General features: G+C 67.3%; 12 protein-coding genes and 1 pseudogene. 9 read left to right on the top strand and 4 right to left on the bottom strand.

All coding sequences use genetic code 11. The features are described 5' to 3' along the window. Positions 1-15: 15 nt before the first annotated feature. The 3 genes from rsmB to def form a co-directional block, all read right to left on the bottom strand. A complete protein-coding gene (gene rsmB / locus ACD584_RS02945; protein WP_175611590.1) occupies positions 16-1,326 on the bottom strand; it encodes a 16S rRNA (cytosine(967)-C(5))-methyltransferase RsmB in 1,311 nt (436 codons plus the stop codon). Beyond that, on the bottom strand, positions 1,326-2,249 hold the full coding sequence (gene fmt / locus ACD584_RS02940) for a methionyl-tRNA formyltransferase (RefSeq protein WP_070693443.1): 924 nt from the start codon (positions 2,247-2,249) through the stop codon (positions 1,326-1,328). Before fmt ends, rsmB begins: the two co-directional genes overlap by 1 nt. A gap of 395 nt (positions 2,250-2,644) precedes the next feature. Further along, positions 2,645-3,157 (bottom strand): peptide deformylase, encoded by a 513-nt coding sequence (gene def, locus ACD584_RS02935; RefSeq protein ID WP_014506394.1) that lies wholly within the window; start codon positions 3,155-3,157, stop codon positions 2,645-2,647. Between the two features lie 131 nt (positions 3,158-3,288). On the opposite strand from def, the gene ACD584_RS02930 reads away from it, so the two are divergent. From ACD584_RS02930 to ACD584_RS02890, 9 genes and pseudogenes are all read left to right on the top strand, one after another. Beyond that, on the top strand, positions 3,289-4,425 hold the full coding sequence (locus tag ACD584_RS02930; RefSeq protein ID WP_011038832.1) for a LysM peptidoglycan-binding domain-containing protein: 1,137 nt from the start codon (positions 3,289-3,291) through the stop codon (positions 4,423-4,425). 72 nt (positions 4,426-4,497) lie between these two features. Further along, positions 4,498-5,634 carry a DNA-processing protein DprA gene (dprA, locus tag ACD584_RS02925; RefSeq protein WP_076036546.1) on the top strand — a complete coding sequence of 379 codons (1,137 nt, stop codon included), beginning with the start codon at positions 4,498-4,500 and terminating at the stop codon, positions 5,632-5,634. A gap of 43 nt (positions 5,635-5,677) precedes the next feature. Beyond that, a complete protein-coding gene (locus ACD584_RS02920) occupies positions 5,678-6,151 on the top strand; it encodes a DUF494 family protein (protein WP_011038834.1) in 474 nt (157 codons plus the stop codon). A 40-nt stretch (positions 6,152-6,191) separates the two neighbouring features. Continuing rightward, positions 6,192-6,933: pseudogene (locus tag ACD584_RS02915) on the top strand (pilin). A gap of 26 nt (positions 6,934-6,959) precedes the next feature. Then, entirely contained in the window at positions 6,960-8,105 is a 1,146-nt protein-coding gene (locus tag ACD584_RS02910; protein ID WP_070693452.1) for an RDD family protein, read from the top strand. A 180-nt stretch (positions 8,106-8,285) separates the two neighbouring features. Beyond that, positions 8,286-10,781: a DNA topoisomerase I gene (locus tag ACD584_RS02905; RefSeq protein ID WP_076036549.1), complete on the top strand. Its 2,496-nt coding sequence runs from the start codon at positions 8,286-8,288 to the stop codon at positions 10,779-10,781. An 8-nt stretch (positions 10,782-10,789) separates the two neighbouring features. After that, entirely contained in the window at positions 10,790-11,353 is a 564-nt protein-coding gene (locus ACD584_RS02900; RefSeq protein WP_076036550.1) for a Sua5/YciO/YrdC/YwlC family protein, read from the top strand. Positions 11,354-11,475: 122 nt separating this feature from the next. Beyond that, entirely contained in the window at positions 11,476-12,216 is a 741-nt protein-coding gene (locus ACD584_RS02895) for a hypothetical protein (protein ID WP_070693456.1), read from the top strand. Beyond that, entirely contained in the window at positions 12,213-12,857 is a 645-nt protein-coding gene (locus ACD584_RS02890) for a DUF4124 domain-containing protein (protein WP_076036551.1), read from the top strand. Before ACD584_RS02895 ends, ACD584_RS02890 begins: the two co-directional genes overlap by 4 nt. A 29-nt stretch (positions 12,858-12,886) precedes the next feature. Here the strand turns inward: ACD584_RS02890 and ACD584_RS02885 are convergent, their stop codons facing one another. Further along, entirely contained in the window at positions 12,887-14,245 is a 1,359-nt protein-coding gene (locus ACD584_RS02885) for a diguanylate cyclase (protein ID WP_228438013.1), read from the bottom strand. Positions 14,246-14,258: the final 13 nt, after the last annotated feature.

Here is a 14,258-nt window from a genome sequence, read left to right as displayed (position 1 = left end):
GTCTACGAATGCGGATCAGGAAGCTTTTAGCAAAAGCGCGTAGAAAAAACCGTCGCACTGCTGTTCGCCAGGAAAGCGCTGCCGTCCCGCACCGGCGGCATGGCCGAATTGCGCACCCAGCGGCTGCGCCTGCGCATCGGCGGTGCGCTGGAGGAAGGCCTCAATCTGCGTCTGGTTTTCGCGCTTGAGCAGCGAGCAGGTGGTGTAAAGCAACTGCCCGCCCGGCCGCAAGGTGCGCCAGCAGGCGTCCAGCAGACGGGCCTGCAGGGCGCACAGCGCATCGATGTCGTCTGCCCGCCGATGCAACAGCACGTCGGGCTGGCGGCGCACCACGCCGGTGGCCGAACACGGCGCATCCAGCAGCACCGCATCGAACGGCTGCCCATCCCACCAGGCGGCGGTGTCGGCCGCATCGGCGGCGTGCAGGCGCACCGTGCGATCGGGCGCGGTCCGCTGCACGGTCTGCCGCACACGCTCCAGACGGCGCGCATCCACATCCAGCGCAGTGAGCTGCAGCTGCGGATAACGCTCGAGCAAGTGCGCTGCCTTGCCACCGGGCGCTGCGCAGGCATCGAGCACCCGCGCTGCGGGTGCCAGGGCCAGCGCATCGGCCACCTGCTGGGCCGAGCCGTCCTGCACCGACACATCGCCTTGCGCAAAACCGGGCAGCTGGCTCACCGGCACTGCAGTGTCCAGGCGCACGGCATCGGCGAGCACCGGGTCGGTGTGCGCGGTGATGCCCTGCTCGGCCAGCCGCGCAACATACTCGGCAGGGCTCACACGGGCGCGCTGAACACGCAGCCACATCGGTGCCATGCGCGCACTTTCCACAAAGATCGCTTCGGCCTGGTCGCCCCAGTCCGCGCGCAATTGCTTGCGCAGCCACGACGGCCAGCCGGCATCGTCGGCAACAGCGGGGAAGCCCTCGCGTTGCGCGCGCCGCAGCACCGCGTTGACCATGCCGGCCTGACGCGGGCGGCCCAGCGCGCGGCAGGCCTCCACAGTGGCCGACAAGGCCGCGTGGGCGGGCAACTGCAAGACATCCAATTGCGCGAAACCGGCCATCAGCAGCGCCTTGAGCTCGACATCGCGCGGCGGCAGCGGACGCTCCAACCATTGCCGCAATGCCACGTCATAGGCCGGGCGGCGGCGCAGCACCGCAAAGCAGATCGCTTCAACCAAAGCACGGTCGCGCGGATCACTGACGCCCGGCAACGCGGCGGTCAGCTCGGCTTTCAGCGAACGCCCCTGGTCGAACACCGCTGCCAGGATGCGGGCAGCGGCCAGGCGCGAGGCAACACCGGCTGCCGCGGTATCGGCGGCCATCAGCGCAGCGCCGGCAGGTCGCGCCGCGCGTTGAGGTAATCGGCGGCGGTGATCGCCTTGCCGCCTTCGCGCTGCAGCACCCGCACCCGCAGCGCGCCCTGGCCGCAGGCGATGTCGATGCCTTGCTTGCTGGCCGCCAACAGCGTGCCCGGCGCCTGCTGATGCGCCAGGTCCAGCGCCACCGCGCCATGCAGACGCACGCGTTCGCCAGCCAGGATCGCTTCGGCTACCGGCCACGGATTGAACGCCCGCACGCGCCGCGCCAATTCCTCGGCCGGCTGCGCCCAGTCCACGCGCGCCTGCGCCTTGTCCAGCTTGTGCGCGTAGGTCACGCCCTCGGCCGGTTGCGGCTGTGCGACCGGGCGGATGCCGGCACGCAACAGGCCCAGGCCATCGGACAGCACCTGCGCGCCCAACGCGGCCAGGCGATCATGCAATTGCCCGCCGGTTTCCTGCTCGCCAATTTCGATGCGCTGCGACAACAGCACCGGGCCGGTATCCAGGCCGGCTTCCATCTGCATCAGACAGACACCGGTTTCGGTGTCGCCAGCCTCGATCGCACGTTGGATCGGCGCGGCGCCACGCCAGCGCGGCAGCAACGAGGCATGCACGTTCCAGCAGCCATGCGTGGGCGCGGCCAGCACGGCCTTGGGCAGGATCAGGCCGTAGGCCACCACCACCATCAGGTCCGGCTGCAGCGCGCGCAAGGTGGCCAGGGCCTCAGGCGAGCGCAGCGTTTGCGGCTGAAAGACCGGGATACCGCGTGCAATCGCGTCCAGTTTGACCGGCGATGGCGTCAGCCCGCGGCCGCGGCCTGCAGGGCGATCCGGCTGGGTATACACCGCGACCACTTCATGCCGCTGCGCGGCTGCGCGCAAGGAGGCGACAGCGAAGTCCGGCGTACCGGCGAAGACAATTCTCATAGGGCTGGGATTTGGGAGTCGGGATTGGGGATTCGCAACGGCAGATGTGCTAGCCGGGACGGTGGCGGCATGGAACTGATAGATGGGGTGGACAGTTGCGCGGGCAGGTTTGGCGACTGGCGCCGAAAGCGGCATTGCCCGGCATCGATAGGCGCGGTGAGAAGCGGGAATTGCGAACAGCAATTCGATAACCGCGACGGGCAGCGGCTTATCCAATCCCGAATCCCGAGTCTCAAGGCTCTGCACACGCGGACTGGGGCAATGGCGATTCGACGACTCACGCCAAGAAACAGATCACACCAGGATCCGCGCCCGAAGATTTGAAACAGCGCACTCAAAGACCAGCAAGAACCCGCTTTTGCCAATCCCGGATCACAAATCCCCAATCCCGGCCCTCACGCCACATGCTTGCGCAGTTTGGCCAGTTTCTTGCGGACCATCTCGCGCTTGAGCGGCGACAGATAGTCCACAAACAGCTTGCCGTCCAGATGGTCCATTTCGTGCTGGATGCACACCGCCAGCAGGCCATCGGTGCTCAGTTCCTGGGCCTGCCCCTGGCGGTCCAGATAGCGCACGGTGATCGCATCGGCGCGACTGACATCAGCAAAGATGCCGGGCACCGACAGGCAGCCTTCCTGGTACACCTGCTCGCCCTGCCTGGTGACGATCTCGGGGTTGATGAACACCTGCGGGGCATCCTTCTCCTCGCTGACGTCGATCACCATGAAACGCTTGTGCACGTCCACCTGACTGGCGGCCAGGCCGATGCCGGGCGCCTCGTACATGGTCTGGAACATGTCATCGAGCAAGGTCTGGAACGCCGGGCTGACGACCTCGGCCGCATCGACCGGCACGGCCTTGGTGCGCAGCCGCGGATCGGGAAATTCGAGAATGGGGAGCAAAGCCATGGGATTACCCGTCAGGGAACACCGGCGCTGCGCCGGCAAGACGGCGTTATTCTAGCGCAATGCTTGCGTGGCGCCCCGGTTTCTGGACTATAGTGCGCGGACCTGTTGGGGAATCAGGCAAGAAGGCACTCATGTTGAACCGACTTCGTACGGTCGTCGCCGCGGCGATGCTGACCGTCGCGACCTACGCTGCCGCGCAAGCGGTGGGCGAACATCCAGATACCTATGTGGTCCGCAAGGGGGATACCCTTTGGGATATCGCTGGCCGCTTTCTGGAAAAACCGTGGCTGTGGCCGGAAATCTGGCAGGCCAATCCGCAAATCCAGAATCCGCATCTTATCTACCCGGGTGACGTGATCAGCCTGGCCTACCTGGACCGCGTCGCCAAAGGCACCGTACAGCCCGGCCCGCGCCAGGAAGCACCGATCAACGCCATTCCGCTGGCCGACGTCGAGCCGTTCCTGAAGAACCTGCGCGTGGTCGAAGACTTCGACGAGCTGCCGTATGTGGTGGGTCTGGAGGACAGCCGCTCGCGTGCCACCAAGGGTCAGCTGGCCTACGTGGTCGGCCTGGACGAGGCGCAGCCCGGTCAGCGCTACGCAGTGGTGCGCCCCACCGTGAAGTTCAGCCTGCCCAAGCACAACGAAGAGTTGGATGCGGCTGGCAACATCACGCAGGGCGCGGGCAACATCTGGAAGAGCTACATCGCACCCAGCACCCGCCGCGAGTTCCTCGGCTATGAGTTGACCCAGGTCAACATCGGCACGATCACCCGCAGCGCCGCCGCCGGCAATTCCAAGGCCGCCACCCTGTTGTTGCAGGACAGTGGCCGCGAAGTGAGGGCGGGCGATCGCATCATCGCGGTCGAAGCGCAGCCCTACGACCTGCAGTTCATTCCACATCCGCCGTCCGAGCAGGCGGTGCAGACCGAACTGCGCGTGCTGGCCATCGCCGATGCGTTCACCGCAGGCGGCACCCGCGACGTGATCGCCATTTCCGGCGGCGCCCGCGAGGGCATCGACAACGGCACGGTGTTCTCGATCTGGCGCAAGGGCCGCACGGTCAGCGACCGCGTGAAGCATTCGCGCTTCTCGCGTGCAGATGATGGGTTCAGCGGTCCGTCCAGTTCCACGGTCGGCCTGCCGGACGAATATGCCGCGCATGCGATGGTGTTCCGCACTTACGACCGGGTCAGCTACGCGCTGGTGATGGAAAGCGTCAAGCCGACCGGCCTGGGGTATTTCGTGAAGCATCCCGACGCAAAGTAACGGGAAAAATCCGACGCACCAACGCGACGGCGCCCGAGGGCGCCGTCGTCGTTTGCGGCCTACGCTGCCGGCATGGACCTGACCGAACCCGACCGCCGCGCCCTGCTCGCCATACTGCTGGCCGGCGGACGCAGCCCGCCACGCCGCGTCCTGCTGGACGCTTTCGATGCCCCCTCCCAGATCCTGGCTGCCGGCCCGGCCACTTGGCGGGCTGCCGGCTGCGACGCGCTCCAGATCGCCAAGCTGCAAACGCCTGACACTCCGACATTGGACGCTGCCTTGCGCTGGTGCGCGCAACCAGGCCATCACCTGATCGGCTGGCGGGATGCGGACTACCCTGCACTGTTGCGGCATATCGCCAATCCGCCCTTGATGCTGTTCGTGGACGGCGACCCCGCCGCGTTGTGGCACCCCTGCGTGGCGGTGGTCGGTAGCCGGGCAGCGAGTGCCGGTGGCCGCGACCATACGCGTCACTTCGCCGCCAGCCTGGCCAACGCCGGGCTCGGCATCGTCAGCGGCATGGCGGCCGGAGTGGATGCGATCGCACACGAGGCCGCGCTCGCCCGTGCCGACGGCATCACCGTGGCGGTGGTCGGCACCGGCCCGGACGTGGCATATCCGGTGCAGCATCATTCCTTGCGCGACCGGATTGCCGCGCGCGGCGCGGTGGTCAGCGAATACCTGCCAGGCACGAGCGCGGTGGCTGCGCACTTTCCGGCACGCAATCGCATCATTGCCGGGCTTGCGCTTGGCACGCTGGTGGTGGAGGCGGCGATGCGCTCCGGCGCCCTGATCACCGCCCGGCTGGCGGCCGAGGCTGGCCGTGAGGTCTTCGCCCTGCCCGGCTCGCTGCATAACCCACTTGCCCGCGGCTGCCACCACCTGATCCGACAGGGCGCCACGCTGGTGCAGGAGCCGGCGCAACTCGTCGAAGGGCTACGCCTGCTGTCCGGCGAGCTGGCCGATGCCTTGCGCCAACGCCTGACCGCCCCCACTGAACTGGCCAGGACGGTCCCGCAGCCCACCCCGCGGCGCTCCGATCCCGACTACCAGCGCTTGTGGCACGCCCTGGGCCATGACCCAACCCCTATGGATTCATTGCTCGAACGCACCGGATTGACGGCCGCCGCGCTGTCCTCCATGCTGCTGATCATGGAACTGGAGGGAGACGTGGTGACCGAGCACGGTCGCTATACCCGCAATCCCTAGTTTCTTCACCTCCACAGCGTCGCGCGACGCAGGCCGAGGGGCAATGAAAGAGAGCATTCTCGATGTACTGCTGTACCTGTTCGAACATTACTTCAGCGAAGATGCGGACCTGGTCCGCGACCGTGATTCGCTTCAGAACGGCCTGATCCAGGCCGGCTTCAGCCCTGCCGAAATCAGTAAAGCCTTCGATTGGTTGGACGCGCTCGCCGAGCAGCGGCCAAGTGTCGCGCGTCCGCATGTCGACGGCCCGGTGCGGATCTACCACGGCCCGGAGTTGGACAAGCTCGACGTCGATTGCCGGGGCTTTCTGCTGTTCCTGGAGCAGCACCGCATCCTGGACGCCGACCAGCGCGAGCTGGTGCTGGACCGCGCCATGGCGTTGGACCAGGACGAACTGGATCTGGACGACCTCAAATGGGTCGTGCTGATGGTGCTGTTCAACCAGCCGGGCGCCGAAGCGGCTTACGCCTGGATGGAAACGCAGATGTTCCTCGACGAGCCTGAACCCGTACACTGAAGGCAGAAGCCGCGACGGACGCGCGAGCGAGGGGACGGGGATGAGCAGTTGGTATTACGCCGATGGCAGCCGCCAGCGGCGTGGCCCGGTGGACGTGGAGGCGCTGCGGGGCTTGTACCGCGACGGCCTGATTGCGCTGGATTCGCTGGTCTGGCGCGAAGGTATGCCTCACTGGTCGCCGTTGGCTGCATGCGCCGCAGAATTGGGCCCACCGATCGCCACCGACGTGGCGTCATCGCCGCTGCCACCGCCGTTGCCGCCTACCGCTGTCGGCACAACCCCGCCGCGCCCCCCCCCTTTCATCACCCCCTCGTTCGACACCTGTCGCGGCCTCGCGTAACGGTGCCGGCTGGGCGATCGGGATTGCGGTCGGGTCAGTGATTGGCGTGGTTGGACTGGCATTTGTGTTCGGCATCGTCGCTGCGATCGCACTGCCGGCCTATCAGGACTACACCGCGCGCGCCAAGGTCAGCCAAGCCATTGGCGCGTTGGCACCATTAAAGCCGCAGATCGCCGAATTTCTGGAACGCGAAGGCCGCTGCCCGACCAATGACGACGCCGGCTTCCATCCGCCGGAACACTATGCGAAGGGAACGTTGGGCATCGTGCGCATCGGCCACTTCGACACGGCCCAGTGCGGCGTGGAGGCCTTGCTGCACATGCCGGACAACGCCAAGCTCGACGGCAAACCGTTGTGGCTGGACCTGGATCAGGACGCCAGCAGTTGGGACTGCAGTTCCGAGATCGACGACAAATTTCTGCCGCAGGATTGCCGCGGCTAGGCAACGGTTTTGACCAAGGGGACAGTATGACGCAGTGGTATTACGCCGACGCGCAGCGGCAACGCCAGGGACCGGTGGACACGGACACGCTCCGTGCGCGCCTGGAACAGGGCGTCATCGATCGTTCCAGCCTGGTCTGGCGCGAAGGCCTGGCGCAATGGGTGACGCTGGCGGAGGTGGCTGCCGAACTGGGGCTGGAGACGCCCGCCGCAACGCCCGAGACGGCATCGGTGTTCACGCCTGCGCCGATCACTGCAGATCCCTCGCCTGGCGCCGCGACCAGTGCCGAACCGGTGCCAGAGGCCGGGTTCACGCCGGTCACGCCCCAGACCACGCAGCCAGACAGCGTGTCGGCCGCGCACATTTCCACTCCCGTGGACGCCGGTAGCGTCGCCAGCTCCGCGCCGTCTCCTGGCGCCTGGTCGGCGCGTACTGCAGCCGAGCCCTCCGAACACCAGCCAGCCACCACCGCGTCCCCAGCCACACCGGCCCAGGCGACACCGTTGCCGGCCGCCTGGGACATGCCGGCGACCTCGCTCGGGGTTGCGCCGGTCGCGGACGCACCGATCGTCTACGCGGGCCTGTGGCGCCGGGTGGCCGCCAGCGTGCTGGACAGCTTCATCACCACGTTTGCGGTGTACCTGATCGTCATCCCGGTGGTCCTGGTGCTGTCGATCGGCCTGGGCGCCTCCAGCTCGTCGTCGAGCCTGGAGGGCGCGGGCGGCACGGTGGCGATCATGATCCTGGCCTATGGCATCGGCCTGCTGATCCCAACGATTTACTTCGCGTGGATGCAGTCCAGCCGCCACCAGGCCAGCCTGGGCAAGCTCGCCTGCGGCATCAAGCTGGTGAACGGCAACGGTGGCCGGGTCAGCTTCTGGCGCAACGTGCTGCGCTACCTGGCTTACATGCTGATCACGGTGCTGACGCTGGGCATCGGGGCGATCGTCTCGGCCTTCATGGCCGGCATGAGCGCACGCAAGCAGGCAATCCACGACAAGGTCTGCGACACCCTGGTGGTGGACCGCTGGGCCTACACCGACACGCCGGAACGCCAGCAGGTGGGCCTGGACACGGTCACCATCGTGGTGCTGGCGATCTACGCAGTGATGCTGCTGATCTCCATTGTGTTCGGCGTCCTGTTTGCGGTGATCGCCATCAACCAGAGTTGACAATCGCGGCGCTGGCCGCTTGACACGGCGGCGCTCGCCGTGATCTTTCTAATAAGAGAACTGAACGCCCGGGCACCTTCCCGGGCGTCGACGTGTGCGAAACAGCCGATCTGCTTCCCTCGACCGGCCAATTAGGCCACGCTACCTGCCCCCCGGGCTCCGCCCCAAGAATTTGCCACCATGCCCAAGCACCTGCTCATCGTCGAATCGCCCGCCAAGGCCAAGACGATCAATAAATACCTCGGCAAGGACTTCACCGTCCTGGCCTCGTATGGGCACGTGCGTGACCTGGTTCCCAAGGAGGGCGCCGTGGATCCGGACAACGGGTTTGCGATGCGCTACGACTTGATCGAAAAGAACGAGAAGCACGTCGAGGCGATTGCCCGGGCTGCCAAGAGCGCCGACGACATCTATCTGGCGACCGACCCGGACCGCGAGGGTGAGGCGATCAGCTGGCATATCGCCGAGATCCTGAAAGAGCGCGGGCTGCTGAAGGACAAGACGATGCAGCGGGTGGTCTTCACCGAGATCACGCCCCGCGCGATCAAGGAAGCCATGCTCAAGCCGCGCGCGATTGCCGCCGACCTGGTGGACGCGCAGCAGGCACGCCGTGCGCTGGATTACCTGGTCGGTTTCAACCTCTCGCCGGTGCTGTGGCGCAAGGTGCAGCGCGGGCTGTCGGCCGGCCGCGTGCAGTCGCCGGCGCTGCGCATGATCGTTGAGCGCGAAGAAGAGATCGAAGCCTTCATCGCCCGCGAATACTGGTCCATCGATGCGCACTGCCGGCATCCCTCGCAGCCGTTCAATGCGCGCCTGATCAAGCTGGACGGGCAGAAGTTCGAACAATTCACCGTCACCGACGGCGATACCGCCGAGGCGGCGCGCCTGCGCATCCAGCAGGCCACGCAAGGCGTGTTGCACGTCACCGATGTGGCCAGCAAGGAGCGCAAGCGTCGCCCTGCCCCGCCATTCACCACTTCCACGTTGCAGCAGGAAGCCTCGCGCAAGCTCGGCTTCACCACCCGCAAGACCATGCAGGTGGCGCAGAAACTCTATGAAGGCGTGGCGCTCGGCGATGAAGGCTCGGTCGGTCTGATCAGCTATATGCGTACCGACTCGGTGAACCTGTCGCAGGACGCACTGGCGGAAATCCGCGACGTGATCGCGCGCGATTTCGGCACTGCGTCGCTACCGGATCAGCCCAACGCCTACACCACCAAATCCAAGAACGCGCAGGAAGCGCACGAAGCGGTGCGCCCGACCTCGGCACTGCGCACGCCGGCACAGGTGGCGCGCTTTTTGTCTGATGACGAGCGTCGTTTGTATGAATTGATCTGGCGCCGCGCAGTGGCGTGCCAGATGATTCCGGCCACGCTCAATACCGTCAGCGTGGATCTGTCGGCCGGCAGCGAGCACGTGTTCCGCGCCAGCGGCACCACCGTGGTGGTGGCGGGCTTTCTGGCCGTGTACGAAGAAGGCAAGGACACCAAGAGCAGCGAAGACGAGGACGAAGGCCGCAAGTTGCCGCTGATGAAGGCCGGCGACAACATCCCGCTGGACCGCATCGTCACCGATCAGCATTTCACCCAGCCGCCGCCGCGCTTCACCGAAGCAGCGCTGGTCAAGGCGCTGGAGGAATACGGCATCGGCCGTCCGTCCACCTACGCCTCGATCATTCAGACCCTGCAGTTCCGCAAGTACGTGGAAATGGAAGGCCGCAGCTTCCGCCCGACCGATGTGGGCCGTGCGGTATCCAAGTTCCTGTCCGGGCATTTCACCCGCTACGTGGACTACGACTTCACCGCCAATCTGGAAGACGATCTGGATGCGGTTTCGCGCGGCGAAGCCGAGTGGATCCCGTTGATGGAGAAGTTCTGGGGCCCGTTCAAGGAACTGGTCGAGGACAAGAAGGATTCGCTGGACAAGACCGATGCCGGCAGCGTGCGCGTGCTCGGCGCCGACCCGGTCAGCGGCAAGGAAGTCAGCGCGCGCATCGGCCGTTTTGGGCCGATGGTGCAGATCGGCACGGTCGAGGACGAAGACAAGCCCACCTTCGCCTCGTTGCGGCCGGGCCAGAGCATCTATTCGATCTCCATTGAGGATGCGCTGGAACTGTTCAAGATGCCGCGCGCCCTGGGCCAGGACAAGGGCCAGGACGTCAGCGTCGGTATCGGCCGCTTCGGGCCGTTCGCCCGCCGTGGCAGCGTGTATGCATCGCTGAAGAAAGAGGACGACCCGTACACCATCGACCTGGCGCGGGCGGTGTTCCTGATCGAAGAGAAGGAAGAGATCGCGCGTAACCGGGTGATCAAGGAATTCGACGGCAGCGACATCCAGGTGTTGAACGGGCGCTTTGGCCCGTACATCAGCGACGGCAAGCTCAACGGCAAGATCCCCAAGGACCGCGAGCCTGCTTCGTTGACCTTCGAGGAAGTGCAGCAGCTGCTGGCCGACACCGGCAAGCCGGTGCGCAAGGGCTTTGGCGCCAAGAAGGCCACGCTCAAGAAGAATGCGGTGAAAGATTCCGCCAAGGAAGCCAAGGACGCGGCCAAGAAGACGGCGGCGGTGAAGAAAGTCGCCACCAAGACCGCAGCCAAGAAGGCGCCTGCGAAGAAGGCCGCCAAGAAGGCGACCAAGCGCGTGGTCAAGAAAGCCGTCAGCAAGGCGGCTGGCTGAGTCAGCGCATGCCGCACGCACCGGATCTTGACGCTGCCGTTGCCACTCTCGCCCGCGGGGGCGTCATCGCCTATCCCACCGAAGCGGTGTGGGGGCTGGGCTGCGATCCGCGACGGGAGGCGGCTGTGCTGCGCCTGCTGGAGATCAAGCGCCGCCCGGTGGACAAGGGCGTGATCGTGGTCGCGTCCGGGCTGGACGTGTTGCAGGACTGGATCGATATTGCTGCACTCGGCAGCGAACAGCTGACCGCGGTGCTGGCGCAATGGCCCGGCCCGCATACCTGGATCTTGCCGGTGACCGCGCAGGCGCCGCGCTGGGTCACTGGCGATCACGACGGCCTGGCCGTGCGCATCAGCGCCCATCCAGTGGTCGCGGCCCTGTGCAAGGCCTGGGGCGCGCCGCTGGTGTCCACCAGCGCCAACCTGGCCGGTGAGCCGCCCGCGCGCAGTCGCGCAGCGCTGGACCCGGCCCTGCTGGCCCGCATCGACGGCGTGCTCGACGGCGAGGTCGGCGGTCTGGCGCAGCCCACCCCGATCCGCGACGCCCGCACCGGACAGATCCTGCGCGACTGACGCTGGCGTCGAAACACTGCGCCGGTTGCTGCACGCAACCGCCGCCTGGGCGCGTGGTTACGCGTTCAGCGCGGGCCCTGCCGCCTCTTTGCCAGAGCCCATAACGCGCGCACACTGCGTGCATGCGCCTGATCCCGACCTTCCTGCTGCTGGCCGCCACGCTCACCGCGCAGGCCGCGCCTGCCACCGCCACCAAGCCCGATCCGAACGTGCGGATCTACCGTTGCGTCAGTAGCGCCGGCACCGTGGCGCTGCAGGATGCGCCGTGCAGCAGCGGCCGCCAGCAGGTGCTGGATCTGCAACGACCGCAAGACCCGCCACCGCAGCCGCCACGGGCGGCGCCGGTTGCCGCAACGGTCGCGCCGCCGCCGCGTGAAGTGCGCATTGTCACCGTGCAGCCGCCGCAGCCGATGTACGAATGCGTGACCGAGGAAGGCACCCGCTATACCAGCGACAGCCCGGAGGGCAATCCGCGCTGGGTGCCGACCTGGGGCCCGGCCTACGTGTCGGGTGATCCGTACCGCCGGCCGCCGGGCATCCGCCCGCCGGGGCCACGGCCAGCCGGTGCCAGCGGTGCGATCCAGGCCGGCGGTGATGGCGGGTACCGGGGTGGGCGCGGCGGCTATGGTGGCGGCGGCTACGGCAATGGCTACGGCGGCACGGTGATCGTGCCCTACGGCAATGTGCAGATCCGCGACGAATGCCACGCCCTGCCCGAGCAGGAAGTCTGTGCGCGGTTGGCCGACCGCAGATGGGAGCTGATCCGTCGCTACAACAGCGCCCTGCAGAGCGAACGCGTGGACCTGACCCGTGAGCAGCGCGGCATCGATGCGCGCCTGCAGCGCGACTGCGGCGGCGTATGAGCCGCTGGGGCTGGGTGATGCTGGTGCTCGCGTCCACCGCCAGCGCGCAGGAAGTGGCGATCTACCGCTGCACCGATGCGCAAGGCGCGCTGACGGTGCAGAACATGCCCTGCCCGAAGGGCGTGCAGCAGCAGAAGAAACTGATGACCGCCCCCGCCGCCATGCCGTTGCCGTCGAGTGCAGCGGCGCCGGTGTCGGCCCGTTCTGCGCCTGCCCGCGCGGCCACGCAAACGCCACCTGCAGCGGCGCCCGCACCGCAAGCACCGGCCGCTGTGCCGACGGCCACCACCGCCACCTCGTCACTACCACCGCCGCCGCTGTTCGAATGCACCGCGCACGACAATGGCCGCTACTTCACCGAAGAGAGCGAGCCGGCCACGCGCTGCCTGCCGATGCAGGTCACCAACCTGGCCGGCGGCCCCGCGCAGGGCGGCGGCAGCGCTTGCGAGGTGGTCACCGACCGCTGCGCGCCGGTGCCGGACCAGAGCCTGTGCGCGGCGTGGCGGCAACGCGCCGAGCAAGCCGAAGCCGCGTGGCGCTTCTCCGACGAAGCCCAATCGGCCGCACGCAAGCAGCGCTACGACCAGGCGCGGCGGGTGATGGACGAGAGCCGCTGCGCCGGCACGCCCGCGACGCCCTGAGCCACGCGGACACGGCGTATCGGCAGGCTTTAAACCGGTGCCAGCGCCACCCGATTGCGGCCCTGGTTCTTGGCCTGGTACAGCGCGCGATCGGCGCGCGCCATCACCGCCTCACGCACCCGAGCATCCTGCACCTGGCACTCCTGCGGCTGCAGCGCCGTGACCCCGATGCTCACGGTGATGCGCGCGCACGGGCTACCCGCATGGCTGATCGGCATGGCAGCAAGTCGCTCCTGCAGCCGCCGCGCAACCTCCGCCGCGCCGGGCAAATCGGTATCGGGCAGCAGCAGTGCGAATTCCTCACCGCCATAGCGGGCCACCACGTCCTCGCCGCGCGTGACCACGCTGCGTAGCGCGGCGGCGATGTCCCGCAGGCACTGGTCGCCCTGCGGGTGGCCGTAGCGGTCGTTGTATTGCTTGAAGTAATCGACATCCAGCATCAGCACCGACGCGCCGCGCGTGCCGTCGCGCACCGCCGGCAGCAGGCGCTCGAAGGCGCGATCGAAGCCGCGCCGGTTGGCCAGCCCGGTCAGGTGATCGTTGCGCGCGGCACCGAGCAATTGCGCATTGGCCTGCTCCAGCTGACGGTTGGCCTCGGCCAGCGCCTCGGTGGTTTTGGTCAGCCGCCACTGCACGCGCAGGTGCTCGCTGATGTCGGTCAACGCGGTGGTCAGCGCAATCAGCCGGCCCTCCAGATCGCGCACGCCGCGCACCCGCACGTGGTAGCTGCGGTCCTGCCAGTCGAACACCTGGTCGGGCACGTCGTGCCCGGCAGCGAGCGTGGCGAACGCGTCAGCCTGATCGGCCGCCGCTTGTGGAAACACCTCGGCCACGCGCATGCCGATCATCTCCTGCACGCTGTGCCCGGCGATGCCCGCCATCGCCTCGTTCACCGCCAGATAGCGCGCGGCATGGTTGATCAGGCACAACGCCACCGGCGCGGCGGCATACAACGCTTCCAGCTGGAACAGACGCTGATTGGTGGCGCTGTCGTCGGGGCCGCCGGCAATCGGCGTGACGTCGCGGTCGATGCCGCGATAACCGCGCAGCGCGCCCTGGGCATCGAACAGCGGAATTCCGCTGGTTTCCAGCATGACGGTGCGGCCATCGGCACGCACGTTGCGGTTGAGCAGGCCCTGGAACGGGCGACGCGCTGCCACGATTTCGGCAAACGCCACGCCCACGCGCGCCGCTTCGGCCGGCTCCATCAGATCGAACGGCGTGCGCCCCAGAATCTGTTCAGGCGTATAGCCCAGCAACCGCTCGCAGGCGCGCGAGCAGAAGGTGTAGCGCGCCTGCGCATCCACCTCCCAGATCCAGTCGCTGTTGTCGTGGACGATGTCGTGCAGGTGCGCAAGCGGATGCTGCGGCATGGGCGCGTCAGCCACGGCCAGCTCCGGC

The organism is Xanthomonas sp. NCPPB 2922 (assembly GCF_041520885.1).
Taxonomy (GTDB): Bacteria; Pseudomonadota; Gammaproteobacteria; order Xanthomonadales; family Xanthomonadaceae; genus Xanthomonas; species Xanthomonas campestris.
This window is presented reverse-complemented; position numbering and strand designations above follow the sequence as displayed.